Here is a 24,526-nt window from a genome sequence, read left to right as displayed (position 1 = left end):
TTCTGTGTCTGTTCGTTCACTTGGGACTGCTGATCACTGGCCATGGGTTGCTGTCGCACCTGCCTTGCACTGGATGAAATTCGTGAACTGGATGGTCGGGGAGCCGGATCGGCCGGGGAAGGACGGCCCGGAAAAGACGAAAGGCGCGAGCCCCGCGGGAATCACCGCACGGACTCGCGCCTGAAGGCTACGCTATCGTCAGCGGTCGAAAGCGACGAGCTTCGAGGCCACACCGGTGTACGTGGCCGGGGTCAGGGCCTTGAGGCGCGCCGCGGTCTCAGGATCGAAGGACTGCTGGTCGATGAAAGCCTCGACCTGTTCCTTGTTGATCTCGTGGCCGCGCATGAGCTCCTTGACCTTCTCATACGGCTTGTCCATGCCCGGCAGGCCGCGCAGCTCGCAGGCGCGCATGGCGGTCTGGATGGGCTCGCCGAGCACCTCCCAGTTCTCGTCCAGCTCGCGGGAGATCACATGGTCGTTCGGGTGGATGGACTTCAGTCCGCCCATCAGGTTGTACAGGGCCAGCTGGGAGTAGCCGAGCGCGGAGCCGATGTTGCGCTGGGTGGTCGAATCGGTCAGATCGCGCTGCCAACGGGACTCCACCAGCGTGGCGGACAGGGTGTCCAGCAGCGAGCAGGAGAGCTCGAAGTTCGCCTCGGCGTTCTCGAAGCGGATCGGGTTCACCTTGTGCGGCATGGTGGAGGAGCCGGTGGCGCCCTTGACCGGCACCTGGGCGAACACGCCACGGGAGATGTACATCCACACGTCCACGCACAGGTTGTGCATGATGCGGTTGGCGTGGGAGACGGTCGAGTACAGCTCAGCCTGCCAGTCGTGGGATTCGATCTGCGTGGTCAGCGGGTTCCAGGTCAGGCCCATGCGGTTGGTGACGAACTCGCGGGAGACGGCGATCCAGTCGACGTCCGGGCAGGCGGCCAGGTGGGCGCCGAACGTGCCGGTGGCGCCGTTGATCTTGCCCAGGTACTCCTGGTTCTCGATGTGCTTGAGCTGACGGTTCAGGCGGTAGACGTAGACGGCGAGCTCCTTGCCGAGCGTGGTCGGCGTGGCCGGCTGGCCGTGGGTGAGGGAGAGCAGCGCCTTGTCCTTGTATTCCTCGGCCTTTTCGGCGAGGTGGTCGATGATCTCCTTGAACGCCGGGGTCCAGACGTTCTCCATGGCGTTCTTCACGCAACGGGCGATGGACAGGTTGTTGATGTCCTCGGAGGTGCAGGCGAAGTGCACCAGGGTCTTCAGGGCGTCGTTGATGTTCGTGAGCTCGGCCGGGGCCTTGTCGATCTGGTCGTCGATGTAGTACTCCACGGCCTTCACGTCGTGATGGGTCACGGCCTCATGCGCGGCGTGCGCGGCGATGCCCTCGGCGCCGAAATCCTCGGGGATGGCACGCAGGAAGGCCTTCTCCTCCTCGGTGAACGGCTTGACGCCATCCACGACGGGCTGGTTGCCGTTGCCCTCGAAGCCGTTGGCCAGAAGGATCATCCACTCGACCTCGACGCGCATGCGCTCGCGGTTCAGGGCGGGCTCGCTCAGGTATTCCACGAGCGGGGCGGTGGCGTTGTGGTAACGGCCGTCAAGCGGGGTCAGTGCGATTGCGGGGGAAATATCGGTAAGCTTCATAATCTCCTAGGGTACTTCCAGCCGTGAACCGGTGGTGTCGCGCCATCAAACGCCAAGAACCGGTGGTTGTACGCTTAGGGGACTATGGGCAATGTGCGAATACTGGTGATCGAGGACGACGCGGATATCAACGAGGTGGTCTGCACGCGGCTGACGAAGGCCGGGTTCTCCTGCACGCCCGCATATTCCGGTTCGGAGGCGCGGCTGCTGCTGGATCGCGGGGTCGATTCCGCGGGCGCGCGGGGCGGCATGGCGGACGGAAAGATGACTGTGACTGACGCGCGGACGGTCGATTCCGCGGATGTGCGGGGCAGCGTGGTCGGCAACGAATGGTGCGCATACGATTGCATCGTCACCGATCTCATGTTGCCCGGTCTCAGCGGGGAACGACTGGTCGCCGAGCTGCGCGAGCGCGGCGCCGGCGTGCCGATCATCGTGATCTCCGCGAGGGACACCGTGGCCGATCGTGTGACGCTCCTGAAGCTCGGTGCCGACGATTACCTGGTCAAACCGTTCGACTTGGACGAACTGGTGGTCCGCGTCCAGGCACAGCTGCGTGGCCGTGGCTACGGGCATGGATATGATCGCGGCGGCATGGCTCAATCCAATGCCGGTATTCCTCGGTCCCCTCTGACGAGGGGGCTGTCGGCGCAGCCGACTGGGGGAGAGACCAACCCCGCAACCGCAGATGCCGTTCGCACATCCCTCCTCGCCGCCGGCCGGTGGACCCTCGACCCGGCCGCCCACGTCTTCGCCATCGACTCGCAGCCAGTGCCCCTCACCAACACCGAATTCAGCATCATCGAACTGCTCATGGCCCATCCCAACACGGTCTTCACCAAACAGCAGGTATACGAGCTGTGCTGGAACGAGCCGTATATGGTGGACGACAACACCGTCACCGCGCATGTGAGCAAGATTCGTGCCAAACTGAAGCCTTCCGGCACCGAAATGTACATCAAAACCGTCTGGGGACTCGGTTTCAAGCTCGACGTGTAAGCAGGACGGCGTGCGATACATGCAAAACCTCATTATGTTCGCGTAATCAGCGGGCAGGCGCAAACATAGTGAGGGTTTATGCGGTCTAATCCTCACTATGTTCGCGTGCGGTTCGTAATCACGCAAACATAGTGAGGATTTCCGAACCATCGGCCGATGCGCTGCCGGCCGTCACACTTTCGCAAGATTTTCGTAAGACCTGCGCGAGCGCCGCGCGAGCGTTGCGCAAGAACCATTCCGTACGGTAGGTCCCATCAACGCACGATGACAGTGAAAGGAGTGCACGATGGATGCGATTCGCATACGTTCGCTTGCCAAACGATATGCCGGCAAACGCGCGGTCGACGGATTCGACATGACCGTGCCGCAGGGGGCGATCTACGGATTCGTCGGCAAGAACGGCGCTGGCAAGTCGACCGTCATGAAAATGATCGCAGGACTCGCGACGCTGAGCGGCGGCGAGATCGCGCTGTTCGGCAACACGGCCAACCTGACAACCGGCCGGTCCGGCGGCGTGCAGCGAGTCGGAGCGCTTATCGAAAACCCCGGCCTGCTGCCGCACATGAACGCCTTCGACACGATGATGGCCCAGGCGCTCGCCCTCGGTGTTGCCGACCCGAAACCCGTCTGCCATGCGCTGCTTGATCAGGTTGGTCTCGGAGGCACCGGTCGCAAGAAGACCAGCGGCTTCTCGCTCGGCATGAAACAAAGGCTCGGACTGGCGCTCGCCCTGATCGGTGGACCGGATCTCCTGCTGCTCGACGAACCGCTCAACGGACTCGACCCGGAGGGCGCACGGGCCATGCGCAACTATCTGGTGCAGCTCAATCAGCAACGCGGCATCACCATCGTCGTCAGCTCGCATGTTCTCGACCAGCTGGAACGCATGTGCACCCATTACGGCGTCATCGCGAGCGGCCACATGGTACGCGAGATGACCGCCGAACAGGTGCAGGCCGAATGCGGCGACAGCCTTACCGTGCGCACCGCCGACACCGCGGCCGCGCTCGCCATCCTTGAGGACCGTCTGCCCGTGAACCCCGCCAACCCGGTACGTTTCGCCGCCGAGCCCGACGGTTCGATCACCATCTTCGGCGGATTCGACGCTGCCGAGGTCTCCCGCATCCTGCACGAGACGAACCAGACGGTTCTTGAACTGTCCACGAAATCGCACGACATGGAAGACTATTTCGTCACCCTCATGGAAGACGCCCGTACGGAAGGGAGCCGATGATGTTCAACCTGCTACGATCCGACCTATATCGGCTGATTCACGGACGCAAATTCTGGGTCGTCACCGTGCTATCCGTCCTGCTGACCGCCGGCCTGCTCACCACGATGATGCTCATCGACACCGCCACTGGTGCCGCGCAGACTGACGCGGATGGCATTTCGGTCACGGCCAATGCCGCCGCCGGATTGGCGACAACCGCCCGCATGATGGACTCGCATACCGCGATGCTATCCAGCTCGGGACTGGGAGGCAGCTCGTTGTTGTCCATGTTTATCGCCGTACTCGCCGTGCTCGTTGTCATGGACGATTGGGACGCCGGCTTCGTCAAGAACCTGATTGCGGGACGGCGCGACCGGACTGCCTATGATGCCAGCCGACTGCTGCTGTCGTTCCTGCTGACCGCCTGGAACACGGTTGCGGCCATCGTCTCACTGGAACTGACGTGTCTTGCGCTTGGCATCCGGTACCGTCATGCGGAAAGCGTCGGCGCCTATCTGGGATTCTGCGGACTGAAGGTACTGGGAACGGCCGCGTTCGTGCTCATCGTCGTCGCCTTGGCGATGATTGTGCGCAGCAAGGCATTCGGCGTCGCCGCCGCGGTGCTCGTCGGCGCGGGCATCATGGGTTCGCTGACGAACATCGTCCTGTCGGCGATTGCCGTGCACATGCCGTGGGCGACGCAGCTGGCGCAATGGCTGCCTTCGAACAACGCGAAGCTGTACACCGACAGCGCCGGCCTGTTCGCCACGACGTCCGGCGGCGTGTCGCTTGGCATGCCGGTCTGGGCGCACGTGCTGATCTGCTTTGCTGGTTGGATCATCCTGTCCGTTGGCGCGGCCCTACTTGTCAACCGCCGTCGTGACGTGTGCTGAGAATCGTTGACATGTGGATTGCTGGAGTGCTGGCCGGGCTGATTGCGGGAATCGTGATTGGCTCGGCTGTGTATGGGCGCGAGATGCGGCGGATGGCGCGGTTCCTGTGTGAACGGCCGGCGGAAAGCAACGCCCGGCTGGGCGTGGAGCTGCCTGACGCCGCAAGCCGTGAACTGGCACGGGCGATCAATAGCCAGCTGGATGCGATCCAATCCGAGCGCATCGCCGCAGTGGCCAAGACGCAGGAGTTCCAGCGGGACCTGTCGTCACTGGCACACGACGTACGCACGCCGTTGATGGGCGCGCAAGGACATATCCAATTGGCGTTGCTTGAGCCCGATGCGCCATATGACTCGGTCTCGCCGGACTCCGGTCGAGAAGACGCAACGGAAACTGCCGAAACCGCCATGCCGGATTCCGGTGCAGTCAACAGGGAACGACATCTGAGAGTGGCCTTGCAACGGTTGGATGACATGCGTGGTCTGCTCGACCAGCTGTTCGCCTATGCCCGCGCCAATGACCCCGACCAGACGCTTGATATCGAGCCGATCGCAATCCAGCCGTTGATCGCCGAAGTACTTGTGGGCCATTATCCCGAATTCGAGGAGCGCGGCTGGGAGCCTTCGCTCGACTTCGACAACAATCGGTTCACGTTGGAAGCCGACCCCACCGCGCTGCGCCGCATCATCGACAACCTGGTCACCAATGCGCTGCGTCACGGCACCGGCGCGCCGGCCATCACGCAGCGCGGCGATGCGATCACGTTCTCCAATCCCATCGCCGCGCAAGCCGCCACCGACATCGATCCCGACAAACTGTTCGACCGCTTCTATCAGGCGGACGATGCGCGCGGCAAGCGCGGTTCCGGCTTGGGACTTGCGGTGGCCCAATCCCTGGCGAGCGCCATGCATCTTCGTCTATCCGCCGCAGTGGAGACGGAGGAGCACAATGGCGCGGACGCTCGTCTGTCCATCACCATCGCACCCGAGCCAAGACCCGATTCACGTATTGAGTAATTGATGGGCGCGCTGGCGGGAGACACCGAGGACATCGCCGATCTGCTGCAAGGCCAGGCCCATGCCATGCAGCTCCTGCGCGGCAGTGCGGGTCTCACGTGCGGCCTTGGCTCGGCAATCGGCCTCCTGCTCACGCAGTTGCCGGGCCTTATCGAGGTGCCGCTGAACGGAATCGGGAATTTGGGTCTTGACGGCGATGTCGAAGTCGGAGCCTTGCGTCATCAGTGCGATGAGGTCGCGCGCCATGCCTTCGATCTCCTCGGTGGTACGCGCCTGCGTGAATCCCACGCCCGGTACCTCAAGAACCCAGTACTTCTCTCCGGGCCGAACAATAACGTCGTACGTCTTCATCGGTACCAGTCCTTTCCCAATTTGATTGCGGCCTCGTCGCAAATAATCTTCGCGAGGGCATTGTCTATTTCGTTGTGCCGTGGAATAGGAATCATCAGATCTTCCAGTTGGAATATTTCATGATTTCCGCCTTGTCGAACGCGAGAGAACTGTAAGCCTCGTTGTTTCGCAGCTTGCCGCAGCAATTTGATGAGTGTTCTTCTTGATGTCATTATAGTTTCTAGTTCTTTCTTGACAACTTCGTCAAGAGTAGTATTGACATTAATCTTCGAATTTCAGGATGATCTTGTTGTCCTTGGTGGGTTCGGTACCGGATTCCAGTGAGATGGTGGGCTCCAGAGGCTCATTGGACATGCGGCCTTCGAAGTAGCGGGTTTCCTTGAGTTCGCCCTTGATGACGTTCTGGAAATGGGCTTCGTGCCGCTGCACCGCCGGATTGCCCTGGTTCAGCGAGTCCTGATAGGCCGCCTGATGGTATTGCAGCCAGTGGCTGATCTCCTTGCCCGAGGTGGCGCCTCCCGCCACCGGCGTCGCGTCATACGGAGTAACACCGGCGATAGGCGTGGATCCGGGATTGCAGGAGCCATCGGGGTTGATGGCGCTTTCGGTACCCTGCGGGGCTTGACTGACGGAACCGCTGACGGTCAGCCAATTGGGGGTGGCTGGATTGGAGGCCCCGTCCAGCGCAGCCACCAGTTCATCTTCGATTTCCACGCTGGTGACCCATGTGCCCTCCGGTACGGGATGATTGGCGATCGGGGAACCCGCGGTCACAATGTGCTTGACGTTGAACTCGTCCTGCCAATCTGAGGCGATGGATGCGGCCACGATGCCGCCTTGCGAATGCCCCACGATCGCCACTTCGTCGTCCTCGCCGATGCCGGCCTGTCGCATCGCCTCGATGACCAATCTGACGCTATCGGCCTGTCTGCGCTGCTCGGGATCCGCACTCATGAGCTCCGCGTTCTGCTCCCAATCGAACGGGGAATCGGTTTGGCCGTCGGTCCCGGGAACCGTAACAAGCCAGGCTGATTCGCCGTCCTCCTTCTCATAGCGCTGGATGGCGATGGTGGCATATCCCAGTCCACTCTTCAGATCGACCTTCCCGAGCCGTTCGTTGGCCAGTCGATACAGGCCATCAAATGCTCCGGCCACCGTCTGGCTGGACCTGACCACATCCGCCTCGGTCGTGACCTCGCGGACATTGAGATAATTGCCTTGGACCGCGTTCTTCAGTGGAGCGCTGAGCAGGGAAAGAATGCCCGCACCTTGGTTGACCTCATCGGTGGTAGATAATCCCGTAAGAGGCGAGAGTTTGCTGAGTATAGCGCCGGTGCCGCTCATATACCCCTCCTGGAACGGTGACGTGGCGGTAGACATCCACGAGGGATTCAGCTTGCCTTCCTTGACCAAACCGAAGAGGAGACCTCCCAGAGCCAAAGTCCCCATTCCCATCGTCATTCCCAGCCAGTTGGCCGTGGTGCCGAACTGTACCGCCTCGTTGAACAACCGCTTCACCGAAAGCTCGGTCTCCGAATACACACCCAGCACCTTCAGCAGCAATTGGGATGTGCGGGCGAGATCGTCACTGATCTTCAGACAAGTCTCCGCATGATTCTGACAGCGTACTTTCAGCACGGTGTAGGGCGGCATGGAAGCGGAATGCTCCGAACATTGTGAGATGTCGCCGTGCAGCGTATCCAGCTGTTCTCTCGCGGCATTCCAAGATGCTGCAAGTTTCTCAAATTCGCCGGCCTCTCGATCCAGCGCTTTGGCCACGGCCGTGTACTCCTCGCGGGTGGCGGTCGAATAGCCCTTGCCTCCGTAGACCTTGGATTCGACCTGCCAGTAGTATTCGTTATCGTTGCTCATTTCAGGCCCCCATTGACAGTCGCTGCGTGGTTTCCATGTCGTCAGCCAGCATCCTGATGGTGTACGCGGTGCGGTCCAACGTGGAGCGGAACCATTCGGCGGCGTTGCCGGTCCATTCGATGTCTTTGGAACGCGCGATTGCCGAGGCAGCATTTTCAACGGAGGTGGTAGCCGATGCATATTGCTGAGCGACGCAATCGCGACCGGATTGTATGAAAAGAAGACAACGACAGATGCTGAACAACGGGATTACGCCGTCGTTGGTCGGAGCGGGGCAGGATTGATTGCGCAAGGATGCATTGAGATAAGTGTTCATGCCTTCCAGCTAAACGGAAGACGCGCGAGACTGTCCAGCCGAACCGAGGCATGTGGTTCCAGCTTGCCGTTTTCTGGGAAAGTTATGCACAAATGCTGTGGACGGAAGAGAAGAACGGCGGCAGACGCAACGTGGCGGTGCCGGTGTCAGTTATGGGGAAACACCGGCACCGCCACGATCCGACCATCACTAGGAACGTCACCACAACGTCACCACGGCTTGGTGGCGCCCGTGCCCTTGTTCTGGGTCTTCTGCTCCGTCTTGTTCGTGGTGGTGGAGTCGCCGTCGGCCGACTGCTGATTCGCTTTCATCAGCTCTTCGACCTTCTTGCGTTGCTCCTCGGTCAACGAACCCTGCTTCTTGGCGTTGGAGGACGACGAGGAGTTCTGATTCGAGGATTGGTTCTGTGCGCTGGCCCCGCCCTGCTGTTCTTGCACGCGCTCCAGCGTGATTTTGGTCAGCTCGGCGGAGATGGATGCATTGGTATCGATGGCGTTCCGGATCTCCGGCAACAGCACCGCCCGCATGCGGCCCGCCTCCGCGAACTGCGCGTCGATCTGTTGCTGCTGGGCGTGCAGCGTATCCGCATCCGTCTTTTCGTCCCGCGCTGCCTTGATATTGGCGGTCAGTGAGGCGGTCGCCTGATTGAACCGGTTGGCGGCCACCAGGTTCACACCGGCCAATCCCGCCGCCACGAGCAGCGCCACGGCGACTACGGCCAACACGATGCGTACGACCAGTGGTCCGCGCGCCGACCGCGCCGACCGCGCCGGCCGCACCGAAGAACGTGCCGAAGCCGTTTCGGCATTCCTGCTCATAGCAGCCTCCTTGAAGTCACGATCCAGGCGCCGAGCTCCCACGCCAACAGCAGGGCCAGCACGATGGCCAGAGGCCAGACCACAGGCGTGGTGCGCGTACGCTCCTTGACCGTGGACGTGACCCTCCACTGGTCGGAGACCTTGCTTGACACCGCGTCCGCCAGCGTCTGCGCCTCGCCGAGCTTCACATACGTGCCGCTGATCTCGTCGGCGATGTCCTTCAGATTCTTCTCGTCCATCTTCGAGACGCCGGGCTCGCCGGTATCCGGGTCGAGGATCCACTGGTCGGCCGTATCGGAGCCAGCGGCCGAACCGCCGGTACTCAGGCCGTCCGCAATGGCCGGAATCCTGCCGCCCTCGGTCGAGCCCACGCCCACGGTGAACCCGTCATCAAGATAACGTCTCAGCGAGGAGAACGTGCGGCGGGTCTTGTCCGAGGTCTGTTCGCCGTCGCTGATGAGGTACAGCACAATCGCATCATCCGGATGGGCCTCGCGAATCGACTTGGCGGTGATCAGCAGCTGATCGATCGGTGCATCCAGACTGGAACCGGCGGAAACAGACGTGGATTCCAGCGTCAGCGTATCCGCCCAATTGTCGATGGCGGGCGCGTCCGGCGTCAGCGGCACGTCCAGCGTGCCAGAAGCGCCGAAACGAATGGCCGCGAAACTGGCGTCCGGGTAGGCGTCGGTCACATCATGCACGGCCTTGCGGGCCGCGTCGATACGGCTGATGGCATCACCGGACCCATAACGGGCGTCGGTCACGGCCATCGAACCGGTCACATCCACGGCCAGGATCACGTCGGTGGCGTTGATGGCGCGGGAGGTGGTCGGTGCCACCACACTGGGCGTCAGCACCATCACGGCGGCCACGAGCATCATCAGCGTGCGGCGGATACAGGCCGCAACGGTCTCGTCGCTCGCACCGGCCTTGCGCCTGCGGATGAACTGTACGATTTCCGCCACGGCGAGGACCGTCAGCAGACCCGCCAGCAATCCGCCGGCCACCCAGCCCAGGGCGGGGGAGAAGGTGAATCCGTTCATCGGCGCAACCTCCAGACGCATGCGATCCAGACCGCCATCACCAGTGCGAGCGCGAGCGTCCACAGACCAGGCGCGTCCACCATCGAAGCCTTCGCCTGGTTCTCGCTGGCCGTGTCCCGGCGCGATTCGATGTCCCGCACCAGTTCGTTCACGCTCCTGCCGTTCGACTGGGTCAGGAAGACGCCGCCGTGCGATTCGATGGCCGATTTCATGTCCGTGGTGGTCTGGTCGTTCTCACTGGACTTCGGACCGGAATACAGGCCGTCCACGGTGATGGAGGCCTGCCGGGCCAGATCCAGCGCCTCGGTGAGCGAGTATGTGGGTTTGCCGGAGACCACGTTGTCCGTGGCCAGCACGATCGAAGCCGCACGTCTGCGCTCGGCGGTGGCATTGGAGGACTCGCCATATGCGAAACCGGGCAGCATGGCGGCGCAGGACACCACGCCGTCGCCGATCAGCGATGTGGCGTCCTTGCGGTTCTGCGTGCCGTCCAGCCAGTCGGCGATCTTCTGATAATCAGAATCGGACATCTTGTCGATGTCGTCCTGCGATTCCACGCCCCGCAGGGCCTTGCTGGCCGCGGCGAGCTGCTTGGAGACCAGGTCGTAGTCATCGGTCAGCGGAAAGACCGTGCGCGAGGTGGAGTTGAAGATGCTCAGACCGATGCGTTCGCCCTGGAAGTGCCTCACCAGCTCACGGTACGTATCGATGACCTCACGATCGTAGGGGAGTGTGGAACCGGACACGTCCAGGCACAGCACGATGTCGCGGCTGGAGGCGCGCTCCGCACCCGCATCCACCTGACTGGGGCGCGCGACCAGCGCCACGGCCAACAACAGCGCCACGGCAATCAGCGCGGCGGCGAGACGGCCGAGCGCACGCCACTGGCGGAACAGCCGCGAGGCATGCTCGGTATTGAGATCGTCGTCCAAGGAAAACACGGCCTCGTCCGACTGCGAACGGCGCGAGAACACCACGATGAGCGTCACCAGCGCGGCCGCTACCAGCACGGCGGCCAACGCGGCCCAAGGCCAATGCCAGGTGAGGGTCATGAACGCCACCTTTCCACCAGATTGGACACCCATTCGGCCGCTTCTCTGACGCTTGCCTCACGCGCGGCCCGGTTGCGCGAGGCATCGGCGAATTCGGGCGGATACAGCGCGCTGATGGTCTGGCGCAGCGAATCCAGACCCTGGCGATTCGCCGGGGTGCGGTTGAGACGGGTCAGATCGGTCAATGTGCTGGTCGAAAGTTCACGGCCCGAAGCGGCCCCCGCGAACTCTCGCGCGATCTGCGCCAACTCGGCGAAGGCATCCTCGCGGCCCAACTCGCCGGACTCGTTGCGGGCCACCACGTCGGCGATACGGTCACGCCACACGGCCTTGGCGCCGGCACCGCTATGGGCGCCGCGCTGTACGGTCTCCTTGCGGGGCCTCCTGGACGGGCGGGACAGCAACACCGCGGCGATCACCAGCGCCACGGCCACGGCGAGGCAGGCCGCGATCACCGCGGCCAGCGGCCCGGTCAGCTGCAACGCGCCCACCGGCTTCAGATCGCCGGGGTCGACGGCCAATACGACGGCCAATACGACGGCCAATGAGTCCATCGTCATCGCGCCACCCCCAGCATCAACGTCACGTCAGGGGATGCGCCCAGCTGGTTGCGCGTGGTCCGCGCCAGCGACGCCGAAACCAGATGTACGAACCGGTCGAACATGGCCTCGCTCGAACCGGCGCGAATCATGTGCGAACCTGTGCGTCCCAACTCCTGCTCCAACGCGGCCGCCATATACCCGCGATGCGTGTCCACTTCGGCGGCGGCCTTGGCGGAACGCAGGAACGCCGGCACGCGGCGGCTCGTCACGCCATCCGTGGGGGAGGGGTGACCGGCCCGGAGCGGGCGGAACGGATTGAGCGTGGCCACATCGATGAGCACCACCGGGTGCGTGCGGGCGATGCGGCGGAATTCCGGGATGTGCCGTTCGGCCAGGGCATGCTCGTCCGTGGCCAGCACGATGAGCGCGTCGCGGTCCTTGATACGGCGGGCGTACGCCAACAGCGCATCGATATTGCGCTGATGCTCCCACATACGGTCCAGCGCCTTGTCCAGCGTGCGCTCGAACTGCGCGAACCCGCCATTGAACGGGATGCGCGTGATGCTCGACGAATCGCCGAACACCAGCGAGATGTCGTCGGCACGGCGCAGCGACAGCGCGGCGAACATGCGCAACGCATTGGCCGCCACCTCCCAGGCACGTTCCCCCGAATCGCACATGCCGCCCATCTCGCGGCCCACATCCATGAGCAGCCACACCTTGGACGTGGCCAGACGCTCACGCTGGACCACCATCGGACGGCCCTGCCTGGCGCTGGACTTCCAGTCGATCAGACGCGACTCGTCACCCGGTTCGTAGGCGCGCACGTCCATCACATCGCCGGCACCGCCACGACGGCCGGACGCATGCTCGCCCTCCAGCACGCCCAACGCCTTGCGTACCGTGGGCAGGCTCAGCTGGGTGCCCAGGGCCTCGATCTTCTTGCGGACGGAAACGGAAGTCACGTCGGCACTCATGCTTTGACTCACGGAACGGGAACGGTCTCGACGATCTTGTCCACGATCTGGTCGCTGACCACGCCGTCCGCCAGCGCCTCGAACGTGAGCACGATGCGGTGGCGCAGCACCTCGTGGGCGAACGCTTTGATATCCTCCGGTACCACGTAGTCACGGCCGGACAGGAGGGCGTTCGCCTGTCCGATGCGCGTCAGGGCGATGGTGGCGCGGGGCGAGGCGCCCAGGCGGACCAGCGAGGACAGCCCCTTGATGGGGCGGGAACCGGCGCCACGGGAGGTGGCGGCGATATCCACCGCGTACCGCATGATCGCGTCGGACACATGCACGCGGCGTGCGGCACGGCGCAGGAAGTCCACGTCCGTCACGGAGATGCGTTCGCCGGTGATGGTGTCCGGGCCGATCATGTCGGAGCCGCGGCGGGTGAGCATGGCGAGCATGCGCGTCTCCTCGTCCGCGGAGGGGTAGGTCATGATGGCCTTCATCATGAAGCGGTCCATCTGGGCTTCGGGCAGGTTGAACGTGCCTTCCTCCTCGATGGGGTTCTCGGTGGCGATCACCATGAACGGCTTGGGCAGCTGAATGCGCTGGCCGCCGATCGTGGTGGCACCCTCGGCCATGGCCTCCAGCATGGCCGACTGGGTCTTGGCGTTGGAACGGTTGATCTCGTCCAACAGCACGAAATTGGCGTGGATCGGGCCGATCTGCGTGGTGAACTTCTGCGAGGCGAAGTCGAACACCTGCGTTCCGGTCAGATCCGAAGGCATGAGGTCCGGGGTGCACTGGACACGCTTGAACGATCCGGACACGCAGGTGGCCAGCGTCTGCGCGGCCGTGGTCTTGGCCAGGCCCGGCACCGATTCGATGAGGATGTGGCCGCCGGCCACCAGGGTCACGATAAGCGACTCACGCAGATTGTCCTGTCCCACCAGCGTCTGCGCGAAACGCGCGCGGATGCTGTCCGCCAGCGCACGTGCGCGTTTGGTGTCGTCGGCGCTCAGCGCCGGGGTCTGGATCATGGGCTGGCCGGCCGGCGGCATGGCGGGCCGGGGCAGCGGTTGTGGGGGCATGTTCGGTTGCGTGGGGAACAGAGTCATGCCCACCACTGTAACGACTCACGCTGACGGCGGTTGTGAAACTTCACCGGAATCAAGCCGAAGGAAGAGTCCAGTCCACAGGCTCCGCACCCATGTTGATGAGGGCCTGGTTGGCGCGGGAGAAGGGCTTGGAACCGAAGAAGCCACGGGAGGCCGACAGCGGGCTCGGATGCGGGGACTTGATGATGAACGCATTGGTGAGCAACGGTTCGAGGCTCTGTGCATTACGCCCCCAGAGAATCGCCACCAGCGGCTTCGGCTTGCCGTCGGCGTCCGTGCGGGCGTTGAGCGCACGGATCGCGGCCTCGGTGACTTCCTCCCAGCCCTTGCCCTGATGCGAGTTCGGACGGCCGACTCCCACGGTCAGGCACCTGTTGAGCAACATGACCCCGCGCTCGGTCCACGGCGTCAGATCGCCGTTGGAGGGCATCGGCACGCCCAGGTCGTCCACCAGCTCCTTATAGATATTGATCAGGCTCTTCGGCAGCGGGCGCACGTCCGGCGCCACGCAGAAGCTCAGACCCACCGGGTGCCCCGGCGTGGGATAGGGATCCTGCCCCACGATGAGCACCTTGATGGAATCGAAGGGGATCGTGAAGGCGCGCAGGATATTGTGGCTCGCCGGCAGCCAAGGGCGTCCTGCGGCGTTTTCGGCCCTGAGAAAATCGCCCATGCGGTGAACGGTGGGCTCCACATCCGCCAGAGCCTCGGCCCAGCCGGGCTCGACCAGATCTCGTAAAGGTTTAACCATGGCTCACCACTGTAGCCAAAGGCGGTCGCTTTGCGGCCCGGCGTGGCACGATAATGCGATTTGACGCTTGCCGGGTTAGACTCATGGGTAGTTTTTCATACAGGAAGGGCGGCCATGGCACGCGACAAGATGACCTATGACTCTTACGAACGGGATATCTTCGACAATCCGCCGAAGGGGCCGGTGGGCGTCCACCGTGGCTCGCGCCCGCTGATGGCACGTCTTGCGCCGTTCCTCGTCGTGATGCTGATCGCCGCGCTCGCCGGCGTGGGCGCGTGGCTGTTCGTGTCCGGCGAGTACAAGGTGATTTTGGGCCAGTCCACCTCCCAAAGCGAGACGGCGAGCAATGCCGATAGCGCCGATAATAAGGACTCCTCGAATACGTCCACGAACGACTCCGACGATTCCGCCAAGAAGGACACGTCCTCCTCGGACGCCAAGGATTCGTCCACCGACTCCACGCAGTCGGACTCCACCAATTCCACGGACGGCACCGACCAGAACGCCCAGCAGTCCGAGCAGACCTCCACGGTGAACAAGGCCACCCAGGTGCTCGTGGTCAACGCCACCGGCATCCAGGGCTACGCCGGCCAGCGGTCCGACGTGCTGCAGACCTCCGGATACACGAGCGTGACGGCGGCCAACCCCGACGGGACGCTCACCATGCCCACCTACACCGTGGTGTGGTACCAGAACGAGACCGACAAGGCCACCGCCGAGGACGTGGCGAACACGCTCGGCATCGCCACCGTGGAGCAGGCGCAGGGCCTTGCCGTGCCGATCACCGTGGTTTTGCTCAACTAGCGTAAACCCAAGCAAAACCTAGGAAAACAGCCCCGACCGGGTGTGAACGTTCTCATGTTTTTGGACGTTTTCGTATTGAATTGGTTGGGAATGTTCCCTCTTCACTGTACAATCGTGCTCTAGTCGCGAGGTAGGGGGAGCGCGATGCGGTTCTTTCTACGTTCCCTATAGGTATGTGTCGCGACGCCTATAAAGGGAACAAAGGAAAGATCAGATATGGCACAAGGTACCGTGAAGTTCTTCCTTGCCAAGAAAGGGTTCGGGTTCATCCAGCCGGACGGCGGCGGCGAGGACGTTTTCGTGCATTACGCGGAGATCAAGGACGACGGCAGCACCAATAAGTTCAAGATGCTGTACGAGGGCGATCGCGTGGAGTACACGCCTGTCCCGTCCGGTAAGGGCACGCAGGCGAAGGACGTGGTGAAGCTGTCCTCCGGTGAGGACCGCGCCTGATACCCGGCGCATGCAAGGATGCGCACACAGAGCCTCGACCGCACAGGCGGCCGGGGCTTTTCTGTATTTTCATGCCGAGAGCACAATCGCCGGGGCCGATGTTGGCACTCGGCACCCGTGAGTGCTAATGTCTGGGTTAGCACTCGGAGGTCGAGAGTGATAACCGGCAGCTGACGGCCGGGGGTCGGTGCTCGGCATCCACGAGTGGACACTGTAAGTACGCAGCCATTTGGAGGAACACACAACCATGGCAAAGATCATTGCTTATGATGAGGAAGCCCGTCAGGGTATGCTGGAGGGCCTCGACAAGCTCGCCAACACCGTCAAGGTCACCCTGGGCCCGAAGGGCCGCAACGTGGTGCTGGACAAGACCTACGGCGCCCCGACCATCACCAACGATGGTGTGTCCATCGCCAAGGAAATCGATCTTGAGGATCCGTACGAGCGCATCGGCGCCGAGCTGGTCAAGGAAGTCGCCAAGAAGACTGACGACGTCGCCGGCGATGGCACCACCACCGCAACCGTGCTGGCCCAGTCCCTGGTTCACGAAGGCCTGAAGAACGTGGTCGCCGGTTCCAACCCGATCGCCCTGCGTCGCGGCATCGAGAAGGCCACCGAGGTCATCGTCAAGGAGCTCGTCGCCGCCGCCAAGGACGTCGAGACCAAGGACCAGATCGCCGCCACCGCCACCATCTCCGCCGCTGACCCCGAGGTCGGCGAGAAGATCGCCGAGGCCCTGGACAAGGTCGGCCAGGATGGCGTCGTGACCGTCGAGGACAACAACCGCTTCGGCCTGGACCTCGACTTCACCGAGGGCATGCGCTTCGACAAGGGCTACATCGCCCCGTACTTCGTGACCAACGCCGACGACCAGACCGCCGTGCTGGAGGATCCGTACATCCTGCTGACTTCCGGCAAGGTCTCCTCCCAGCAGGACATCGTCCACGTGGCCGAGCTGGTCATGAAGACCGGCAAGCCGCTGCTGATCATCGCCGAGGACGTTGACGGCGAGGCTCTGCCGACCCTGATCCTGAACAACATCCGTGGCACCTTCAAGTCCTGCGCCGTCAAGGCCCCGGGCTTCGGCGACCGCCGCAAGGCCATGCTGCAGGATATGGCCATCCTGACCGGCGCTCAGGTCGTCTCCGACGAGCTGGGCCTCAAGCTCGACTCCATCGACGTTGACGTGCTCGGCCACGCCAAGAAGGTCATCGTCTCCAAGGACGAGACCACCATCGTCCAGGGTGCCGGCTCCAAGGAGGACATCGACGCTCGCGTGGCCCAGATCCGCGCCGAGATCGAGAACACCGACTCCGACTACGATCGTGAGAAGCTGCAGGAGCGCCTGGCCAAGCTGGCCGGTGGCGTGGCCGTCATCAAGGTCGGCGCCGCCACCGAAGTCGAGGCCAAGGAGCGCAAGCACCGCATCGAGGACGCCGTGCGTAACGCCAAGGCCGCCATCGAGGAAGGCCTGCTGCCCGGCGGTGGTGTGGCCCTCGTTCAGGCTGCTGCCAAGGCCGAGAAGGATGAGGCCGTCACCTCCCTGACCGGCGAAGAGGCCACCGGTGCCGCCATTGTGTTCCGCGCCATCGAGGCCCCGATCAAGCAGATCGCCGAGAACGCCGGTGTCTCCGGTGACGTGGTGATCAACAAGGTTCGTTCCCTGCCGGACGGCGAGGGCTTCAACGCCGCCACCGACACCTACGAGGACCTGCTGGCCGCCGGTGTGACCGACCCGGTCAAGGTGACCCGTTCCGCCCTGCAGAACGCCGCCTCCATCGCCGGTCTGTTCCTGACCACCGAAGCTGTGGTGGCCAACAAGCCGGAGCCGAAGGCCGCCGCCCCGGCCGCCGGTGCCGACATGGGCTACTGATCCGCTAGGGATTAGTCGTTCCGATTAGCTGAAGAAAAGGGACTTCCTTTGGGAAGTCCCTTTTCTGTGTTTTCCCCGGATTCCTTCGCCGGACGAGGCTATGCCCATCCACGAGACTCCCCTCAGTCGTCTTCGACGACGGCTCCCCTCAGAGGGGCGGCAAGGACAGGAGCTATGAGGCGAAGAGTCGCGAGGCTTGGGATTCGGCGTCGGCGTAGACGGTGGAGGCCTGGGTCAGCGAACGCTGGATGGACTCAAGCGAGGCCTCCATCTGCTGTTGGGCCGAACGCCATTGTGCGGCGACCGAGGTGAACTGGGTGGCCGCCGAACCACGCCACGCCTCCTGCAGACTGTTGAGATTGGTGTACATGCCGGCCACGGCCTGCCGGATCTGGGCGACCGAATTGGCCACGGCTGCCGAGGACGATTGGATCCGTTCCGAATCCACTTGATATTGGGGCATGATGCGCTCCTTTCGCGGCATTGGTGAATCATGGTCGATGACGACCGACAATGCCAGTACCGGCCGCTATGGTGGAGCCTATGGCACAAACGAATTGGGCAGAAGGAAAAACGGCCACTGTGGTTCCATCTTCGACGCAGGTGGCGCATATCGCCGGCAGGAAGTCCCGAATGTGGCTTGTCTGCTGCGTTTTCATGGTTGTCGCGGCATTACTGGGGTCCATGTGGATAAGCGGATTCGCCTATGGGGACAACTCGGACGGCACCACCGGCAGCGGCGATTCCTCGAGCTCTGACAGCGGCGTGACCATCACCGAGAACATCACGGACACCGAGAACCTGCTCGGCTCGCACGTCTCCGAGGTCTCCGACGCCATCGCCAACACCGAAAAGGAAGCTGGTGTCCACGTGCACCTGCTCTATCTGTCCACCTTCAACAGCAAACTCACGCCGCAGAAGTGGGCCAAGAACGTGTTGGAATCCATGGACCCGAAGCCTAACACCGTGCTGCTGGCCGTGGCCTCGAACGACGGCAACTTGGTGGTGGCCGTCTCCTCCAACTCGGACGAATGGCTCAAGGACCAGGACACCGTGGACAAGCTCTCCGAAGCAGCCCAGCAACCGCTGATGAAAAGCACGCCCGACTGGTCCGGCGCCGCCACGGCCATGATGGATCAGATCGTCAAATCGCAGAAGACCTCCACTTCGTCGTCCTCGGTGAAGATTGGCATCATCGTGATGGCCGCCGTACTTGTGGTGCTCATCATCGTGGTGGTGCTGATGGTGGTGATCCGTGTGCGGTCCGGTAACAAGAAGCCGCGTCGCGCCAGCGCCCAGCCGCTGAGCTGGCAGGAGAAGAAGGCCCGGAGAAAAGCCAGGAAGGAACTCCAAGGCGACATTCAGGAAACGCCCAGACGAACGCGACACTCTAGAAAGCATGAGTAAGCCTATTGAAGCATCGATCGTAGTTGTAGATGACGAGCCGTCCATCCGCGAACTGCTCGTCGCATCCCTTCATTTCGCCGGATTCGAGGTGAACACCGCCGCATCCGGTTCCGAAGCCATCGAAGTCATCGAGAAGGTGCAGCCGGACCTCATCGTCCTGGATGTCATGCTCCCTGACATCGATGGCTTTACTGTGACCCGCCGCATCCGCCAGGAGGGCATCGATGCGCCTGTGCTGTTCCTGACCGCGCGCGACGATACGCAGGACAAGATCATGGGCCTGACCGTGGGCGGCGACGATTACGTGACCAAGCCGTTCAGCTTGGAGGAAGTGGTGGCCCGCATCCGCGCCATCCTGCGTCGCACCCGCGAACAGGTGGAGGACGACCCGATCATTCGCGTGGCCGATCTGGAGATCAATGAGGATTCCCATGACGTGACCCGCGCGGGCCAGCCCATCGACCTGAGCCCCACCGAATACAAGCTCCTGCGCTACCTGATGGACAACGAGGGCCGCGTGCTTTCCAAGGCCCAGATCCTCGATCACGTCTGGCAATACGACTGGGGCGGGGACGCCGCCATCGTCGAATCGTACATCTCCTACCTGCGCAAGAAGGTGGACGGCGTGACCTACACCGACGAGAACGGCGAGACCCGCAAGGTCACCCCGCTCATCGAGACCAAGCGCGGCATCGGATACATGATCCGCGAACCCAAGAACTGACCGCTACACCTTCGATATCATGAGTTTTCCCCGCATCCCATCCGGCCCCGCCGCGCCCATGCCCGCGCCCCCGGCGGCGGCCGGCCCCACCATGACCCCGGCGGCCGCACGACTCAAGGAACAGCACGAACGCAAGAAGAATCTGTTCCTGCGCCATCTCGACCGCGTCTCCCTGAGCAGCAAACTGGTGGTGTGCACCATCGCCGTGCTGCTCATCGGCGTGACGGTGATCTCCTTCTCCATCCGCACGCTGGTGGGCAACTACATGCTGGAGAAAATCGACAAGCAGCTCAACCAGCAACGCGAACTGGTGTTCAACAACGTCGATCTTTTGTCCAAGAACGACTCAAGCGGCATCAACTCATACTTCCTGCAGATCCAGTACACGGACGGCACCACGGACGACAACGGCGACCCGCTGACGGTGACGCCGTTGCTGCCGCAGCTGCAGAGTGGCATCGTATCCATGCCGGTGCTGCCCACCAACGGCGACACCACCGGCATCAAACTCGGCCAGATCTTCACCGCACCGGCCGTGGCCAGGCAGGTCAAGGAGGTGCAGAGCGAAAGCAGCCAATCCACCTCGCCGGACAATTCCAACAATTCGGGTAATTCCTACGATTCCAATGGTTCCAGCGGGTCCAGTGGCTCGGGCGGATCCACGGATGGCCAGAACGGCTCGGACACGCAGAACGGTGGCGGCACGGGCGGCTCGGACAGTGGTTCGGGCAGCGGACAGACGGAATCATCGGGCGGCACCATCAAGATTCTCGGCAACCCCTCCGGCAATGTGAGCCATTCGGTCCTTGCCGCGGCCAACTCGCCGTGGCGCATCCTGCCGCTGCAGTTCACCGGTCCGGACGGCAAGGGCGGTGAAAAGGTGCGTGGTGTGGTGTACATCGGCCTGTCGCTTTCGGACCAGATCGACATCATGAGCACGCTGACCCGTTATTGCATCGTCGTCGGCATCGCCGTGCTGCTGCTGGGCGGATCGCTGTCCACGCTCATCATCCAGCACACGCTCACCCCGTTGAAGCGCATGGAGAAGGCCGCCGCCAAGATCGCGGCCGGCGACCTGAGCCAGCGCATCCCCTCCGCACCCGAGAACACCGAGGTGGGCTCCCTGGCGGCGTCCCTCAACACCATGCTGACCCGAATAGAATCGAGCTTCCATGAACAGGAGGAGACGACCAACAAGATGAAGCGGTTCGTCTCCGACGCAAGCCATGAGCTGCGCACGCCGCTCGCCGCCATCCACGGCTATGCGGAACTGTACAAGATGCAGCGCGACATGCCCGGTGCGCTGGAACGTGCGGACGAATCCATCGAACACATCGAGAAGTCCAGCCAGCGCATGACCGTGCTGGTGGAGGACCTGCTTTCGCTGGCCCGACTGGACGAAGGCCGCGGCATCGACGTGACCGGCACCGTGCGCCTCTCCTCGCTGGTGACCGACGCCGTGGACGACCTGCATGCACTGGATCCCGAACGCGCCATCACCCGCCAGATCATCACGCTGGAGCCCGCACGCGACCTCAACCATCCCGCCACGCTCCACGTGGAGGAAGGCGACTGGCAGGACGTGACGCTGCCCGGCGACGCCTCGCGCCTGCGCCAGGTGGTGACGAACATCGTGGGCAATATCCACCGCTATACGCCCGTCGACTCCTCGGCGGAGGCCGCGCTCGGCGTGATGCCCGCCGCCATCGACCCGAAGCAGCTTGCCAAGATGCCCGCCACGGACGCCTCGTTGCGCCGGTTCATCGACGCCGCCGAAGTGGGGTCCTCGATGCAGACCGGCTACAAATACGCGGTGCTGCGGTTCATCGACCACGGTCCCGGCGTGCCGGATGCCTCCCGTTCGCAGATTTTCGAACGCTTCTACACGGCCGACCCCTCCCGCGCCCGCGAAAAGGGCGGCACCGGTCTCGGCATGGCCATCGCGCAGTCCGTGGTCAAGGCGCATCACGGCTTCATCTGCGCCACGGCCACCGACGGGGGAGGCCTGACGCTGACCGTGGTGCTGCCCATCGAACCGATGGCCCCGACGGTCGCGGCCCAGCCGACTACGGCGGGGATGCCCGGCGGCAAGACGAAGGACGGCAAGTCCGGCAAGGGCGCGAAGAACGCCAAGGGCAAGCAGAAGTCATCGTGGTTCTCCGGCGAGGGCCGGTCCCAGACCGTCCAGCAGCCGGCGCAACCCGTGCAGGCGGCTGCTCAGGCCACTCAAGCTGCTCAGCCTGCGCAGTTTGCCGCCCAATCGGCTCAGGCGGTACAGTCCGGGCAGGTCGCGCAGGCGAGCGCTGCGAACCAGGTGACGAATCCGAATCAGTCGGGCCAATCGGGCCGGGGCGGCCGGTTGGGCTGACTGGTGACGGGCCTTCCGACTCAGCCCAAAGCATGAGGTCAAGCCCTGTGCGGTAAACTGGTACTTTGGTTTACTACTGATCTCAAGGATTAAGGAAGGTTTGCAATGCCCACCGGTCGAGTTCGTTGGTTTGACGCAGCCAAGGGATATGGCTTCATCACCAGTGAGGAAGGCAAGGACGTGTTCCTGCCGGCTCAGGCCCTGCCCGCAGGCGTGACCACGCTGCGCAAGGGTGCCAAGGTGGAGTATTCCGTGGTGGACGGTCGCCGCGGCCCGCAGGCCATGGGCGTGCGCACCATCGCCTCCGCCCCGAGCCTGGTCAAGGCCACCCGCCCGAAGGCGGACGACATGGCCGCCATCTGCGAGGACCTCATCAAGATGCTTGACACGGCCGGCAACACGCTGCGCCGCCATCGTTACCCCTCCGCAGCCGAAAGCAAGAAGCTGGCCACCCTGCTGCGCGCCGTGGCGGACCAGTTCGACGTACAGGACTGAAGATTTGTCTATGACTGATAACACCGAAACCGCAGCTGCGCCCGATCCGCGCGCCATCGCGCAGGCCGTGCTGCTCGAAGTGGCCGACGAGCCCGAGCAGGTGGGGAACTTCGTCGAGGCGATCGAACTCGAGGATCACGTCACCGACTTCCGCTTCCAGGCCGCCGTGCGCGGATACGAAGGCTGGCAGTGGTCGGTGACGCTGTTCCATGACATCGAGCTGGATTCCTGGACCGTCAACGAATCCTCGCTGGTGCCTACGGACAGTGCGCTGATGCCGCCCAAGTGGGTGCCGTGGAAGGATCGTCTGGAACCCACCGATCTTTCCCCCACCGACTCCATCGGCACCGATCCGGACGATGAGCGCATCGAGCCCGGCGAAGTGGAGGAGTCCTCGTTGGAGGACGTGAACGACGCCGTCCAGACCTTTCGGCTCACCCGACGCCATGTGCTGAGCCCGCTGGGCCGCGCGCAGGCCGCCAAGCGCTGGTATGAGGGCCCGCGCGGTCCCAAGGCGCTGAGCACCAAGACCGCCGACGGCAACCTGTGCTCCACCTGTGGTTTCTTCGTGCCGCTGACCGGCGAGCTGGACCGCATGTTCGGCGTGTGCGCCAACAAGTGGAGCCCGGATGACGGCCGCGTGGTCTCGTTGGACCACGGTTGCGGCGAGCACTCCGAGATCGAGCCTCCGGAGCCGAGCCATCTGTGGGTGCAGTCCAAGCCGGCCTTCGACGACATGCATGTGGATGTGATCGCCTCCGCGAGCCGCAAACGCGGCAAGTCCGCCGATGAGAGCGAGGAATCCGAAGACGAGGAATCCACCGAGGATATGCTTTCCGGCGTGGTGGCGGATGCTGTGGCTGCCAACGCCGCGGGCGAGGATATCGCCGTTGCCGATGAGGATATGGACGACGCCGACGTTCCGGTGATTGCCGGGGACGATGCCGACGATGCCGATTCGGATGAGGCGACCGAAGAGGACATCCTGCGTAACACCGAGCCCGACGATGGCGACGATCTGGACGATGAGTCGGATGAGGACGCCGATGGCATGATCGCCGTGGACGACGACGTGGCGCCGGGACTGGAGGCTGTGGTCGACCTCATCGAACAGCTGCGTCAGGCCAAGGCCGAGCGCGCTGATGCCGATGATGACGCGGATGACGCGGATGATGACGAGGAGTCCGGCGAGTCCGAGGCTGAATCCGAGAAGGCCGAGCCGGAGGATTCCGAGGAGACGGAATCGACTGAGGACGAAGAGCCAGGAACCGAGGGTCTTGACGTCTCGGACACTGAGGAAGAGACCGGAGCCGGGGAGTCCGAGGGTGATTCCGATGAACGGGATATGGCCGATGTGACTGAGGAATCGACCGAGGACACCGTTGACGGCGGTGCCGACAATTCCGAAGATACGGAACAAGAGGTAGCTGTAGCTGAGGAGCCGCTGGCCGGTTCGGAGGATGCGGACGACTCCGAAGCCGAGGATCAGGATGATGAACCGGTTGCGGATGAGGAACCCGAGTCGGATGCGGCCGAGGAGTCGGTCGAGGATGCGGCGGGTGACGTGGCTGCAGAATCCGCAGAATCCGATGACGCGGAGGTTACTCCGGAACCGCAGGATGCGGACGCTGAGCCGGGTACCGGGGATGAACCTGCGACTGCGGCATCGGAAGACGAAGTCGAATAGATAAAGACGGAATGGCGGGTTCTAGTGATCGTTGCAACGCTTGGCCGGGTGGCGGGAGTCATGTATGGGCAGGTGGGTTTTCGAGGGCGTGGAGTACGCGAGTCGGGGTCTTATGTGCGAGGCGAGGCGGGAACGCTACG

At 63.3% G+C, this 24,526-nt stretch carries 22 protein-coding genes and 2 pseudogenes; 12 read left to right on the top strand and 12 right to left on the bottom strand.

Annotated elements, in window-relative coordinates; translation table 11 throughout:
* Nucleotides 1–198 precede the first annotated feature (198 nt).
* Nucleotides 199–1,635 carry an adenylosuccinate lyase gene (purB, locus tag JS536_RS11015; protein WP_214356955.1) on the bottom strand — a complete coding sequence of 479 codons (1,437 nt, stop codon included), beginning with the start codon at nucleotides 1,633–1,635 and terminating at the stop codon, nucleotides 199–201.
* 84 nt (nucleotides 1,636–1,719) lie between these two features.
* Between purB and JS536_RS11010 the strand changes: the two genes are divergently transcribed.
* The 4 genes from JS536_RS11010 to JS536_RS10995 all read left to right on the top strand — a co-directional run bounded on the left by JS536_RS11010 (nucleotide 1,720) and on the right by JS536_RS10995 (nucleotide 5,756).
* Nucleotides 1,720–2,634 (top strand): response regulator transcription factor, encoded by a 915-nt coding sequence (locus tag JS536_RS11010; protein WP_214356954.1) that lies wholly within the window; start codon nucleotides 1,720–1,722, stop codon nucleotides 2,632–2,634.
* A gap of 286 nt (nucleotides 2,635–2,920) precedes the next feature.
* Complete coding sequence (locus tag JS536_RS11005; protein ID WP_214356953.1) at nucleotides 2,921–3,868, top strand: ATP-binding cassette domain-containing protein; 948 nt, start codon at nucleotides 2,921–2,923, stop codon at nucleotides 3,866–3,868.
* A complete protein-coding gene (locus tag JS536_RS11000) occupies nucleotides 3,865–4,740 on the top strand; it encodes a hypothetical protein (RefSeq protein ID WP_214356952.1) in 876 nt (291 codons plus the stop codon). The genes JS536_RS11005 and JS536_RS11000 overlap by 4 nt, the downstream gene beginning before the upstream one ends.
* Nucleotides 4,741–4,751: 11 nt before the next feature.
* Nucleotides 4,752–5,756 (top strand): HAMP domain-containing sensor histidine kinase, encoded by a 1,005-nt coding sequence (locus JS536_RS10995; RefSeq protein WP_214356951.1) that lies wholly within the window; start codon nucleotides 4,752–4,754, stop codon nucleotides 5,754–5,756.
* Here JS536_RS10995 and JS536_RS10990 read toward each other — a convergent pair.
* The 10 genes from JS536_RS10990 to JS536_RS10945 form a co-directional block, all read right to left on the bottom strand.
* Complete coding sequence (locus JS536_RS10990) at nucleotides 5,742–6,107, bottom strand: hypothetical protein (protein ID WP_214356950.1); 366 nt, start codon at nucleotides 6,105–6,107, stop codon at nucleotides 5,742–5,744. The two genes, JS536_RS10995 and JS536_RS10990, sit on opposite strands and share 15 nt — an antisense overlap.
* A 261-nt stretch (nucleotides 6,108–6,368) precedes the next feature.
* Nucleotides 6,369–7,979 carry an alpha/beta hydrolase gene (locus JS536_RS10985; RefSeq protein WP_214356949.1) on the bottom strand — a complete coding sequence of 537 codons (1,611 nt, stop codon included), beginning with the start codon at nucleotides 7,977–7,979 and terminating at the stop codon, nucleotides 6,369–6,371.
* A gap of 1 nt (nucleotide 7,980) precedes the next feature.
* The gene (locus tag JS536_RS10980) at nucleotides 7,981–8,295 is read right to left on the bottom strand and encodes a hypothetical protein (RefSeq protein WP_214356948.1); all 315 of its coding nucleotides are present in this window, start codon (nucleotides 8,293–8,295) and stop codon (nucleotides 7,981–7,983) included.
* A 209-nt stretch (nucleotides 8,296–8,504) separates the two neighbouring features.
* Nucleotides 8,505–9,074 (bottom strand): DUF6466 family protein, encoded by a 570-nt coding sequence (locus JS536_RS10975; RefSeq protein ID WP_214356965.1) that lies wholly within the window; start codon nucleotides 9,072–9,074, stop codon nucleotides 8,505–8,507.
* Nucleotides 9,075–9,109: 35 nt separating this feature from the next.
* The gene (locus JS536_RS10970) at nucleotides 9,110–10,159 is read right to left on the bottom strand and encodes a vWA domain-containing protein (RefSeq protein WP_214356947.1); all 1,050 of its coding nucleotides are present in this window, start codon (nucleotides 10,157–10,159) and stop codon (nucleotides 9,110–9,112) included.
* Nucleotides 10,156–11,211, bottom strand: coding sequence for a VWA domain-containing protein (locus JS536_RS10965; protein ID WP_214356946.1), 1,056 nt, complete (start codon nucleotides 11,209–11,211; stop codon nucleotides 10,156–10,158). The genes JS536_RS10970 and JS536_RS10965 overlap by 4 nt, the downstream gene beginning before the upstream one ends.
* Entirely contained in the window at nucleotides 11,208–11,765 is a 558-nt protein-coding gene (locus JS536_RS10960; RefSeq protein ID WP_214356964.1) for a hypothetical protein, read from the bottom strand. Before JS536_RS10960 ends, JS536_RS10965 begins: the two co-directional genes overlap by 4 nt.
* A 2-nt stretch (nucleotides 11,766–11,767) precedes the next feature.
* Nucleotides 11,768–12,718, bottom strand: a complete 951-nt coding sequence (locus tag JS536_RS10955; RefSeq protein WP_214356945.1) for a DUF58 domain-containing protein — start codon at nucleotides 12,716–12,718, stop codon at nucleotides 11,768–11,770.
* A gap of 20 nt (nucleotides 12,719–12,738) precedes the next feature.
* A complete protein-coding gene (locus JS536_RS10950; RefSeq protein ID WP_214303854.1) occupies nucleotides 12,739–13,824 on the bottom strand; it encodes a MoxR family ATPase in 1,086 nt (361 codons plus the stop codon).
* A gap of 52 nt (nucleotides 13,825–13,876) precedes the next feature.
* Nucleotides 13,877–14,575 (bottom strand): uracil-DNA glycosylase, encoded by a 699-nt coding sequence (locus JS536_RS10945; protein WP_214356944.1) that lies wholly within the window; start codon nucleotides 14,573–14,575, stop codon nucleotides 13,877–13,879.
* A gap of 114 nt (nucleotides 14,576–14,689) precedes the next feature.
* Between JS536_RS10945 and JS536_RS10940 the strand changes: the two genes are divergently transcribed.
* From JS536_RS10940 to groL, 3 genes are all read left to right on the top strand, one after another.
* The gene (locus tag JS536_RS10940; protein ID WP_214356943.1) at nucleotides 14,690–15,379 is read left to right on the top strand and encodes a LytR C-terminal domain-containing protein; all 690 of its coding nucleotides are present in this window, start codon (nucleotides 14,690–14,692) and stop codon (nucleotides 15,377–15,379) included.
* A 216-nt stretch (nucleotides 15,380–15,595) separates the two neighbouring features.
* Entirely contained in the window at nucleotides 15,596–15,832 is a 237-nt protein-coding gene (locus tag JS536_RS10935) for a cold-shock protein (RefSeq protein ID WP_094667229.1), read from the top strand.
* A gap of 247 nt (nucleotides 15,833–16,079) precedes the next feature.
* Nucleotides 16,080–17,705, top strand: coding sequence for a chaperonin GroEL (gene groL / locus JS536_RS10930; RefSeq protein WP_214303857.1), 1,626 nt, complete (start codon nucleotides 16,080–16,082; stop codon nucleotides 17,703–17,705).
* A gap of 172 nt (nucleotides 17,706–17,877) precedes the next feature.
* On the opposite strand, the gene JS536_RS10925 is transcribed toward groL, so the two are convergent.
* Complete coding sequence (locus JS536_RS10925; RefSeq protein WP_109056619.1) at nucleotides 17,878–18,168, bottom strand: WXG100 family type VII secretion target; 291 nt, start codon at nucleotides 18,166–18,168, stop codon at nucleotides 17,878–17,880.
* A gap of 221 nt (nucleotides 18,169–18,389) precedes the next feature.
* On the opposite strand from JS536_RS10925, the gene JS536_RS10920 reads away from it, so the two are divergent.
* The 5 genes and pseudogenes from JS536_RS10920 to JS536_RS10900 all read left to right on the top strand — a co-directional run.
* Nucleotides 18,390–19,112 carry a TPM domain-containing protein gene (locus tag JS536_RS10920; RefSeq protein ID WP_214356942.1) on the top strand — a complete coding sequence of 241 codons (723 nt, stop codon included), beginning with the start codon at nucleotides 18,390–18,392 and terminating at the stop codon, nucleotides 19,110–19,112.
* Nucleotides 19,105–19,836: a response regulator transcription factor gene (locus JS536_RS10915; RefSeq protein ID WP_109056621.1), complete on the top strand. Its 732-nt coding sequence runs from the start codon at nucleotides 19,105–19,107 to the stop codon at nucleotides 19,834–19,836. The genes JS536_RS10920 and JS536_RS10915 overlap by 8 nt, the downstream gene beginning before the upstream one ends.
* Nucleotides 19,837–19,927: 91 nt before the next feature.
* Nucleotides 19,928–22,015: pseudogene (locus JS536_RS10910) on the top strand (HAMP domain-containing sensor histidine kinase); the annotation flags it as partial.
* 294 nt (nucleotides 22,016–22,309) lie between these two features.
* A complete protein-coding gene (locus JS536_RS10905) occupies nucleotides 22,310–22,699 on the top strand; it encodes a cold-shock protein (RefSeq protein WP_109056622.1) in 390 nt (129 codons plus the stop codon).
* A gap of 10 nt (nucleotides 22,700–22,709) precedes the next feature.
* Nucleotides 22,710–23,834: pseudogene (locus JS536_RS10900) on the top strand (DUF3027 domain-containing protein); the annotation flags it as partial.
* Nucleotides 23,835–24,526: the final 692 nt, after the last annotated feature.

Source organism: Bifidobacterium sp. SO4, assembly GCF_018555355.1.
In the GTDB taxonomy this organism is placed as follows: Bacteria; Actinomycetota; Actinomycetes; order Actinomycetales; family Bifidobacteriaceae; genus Bifidobacterium; species Bifidobacterium miconisargentati.
The sequence above is the reverse complement of the archived record's forward strand: the minus strand, read 5'-3'. Positions and strand labels throughout refer to the sequence as shown.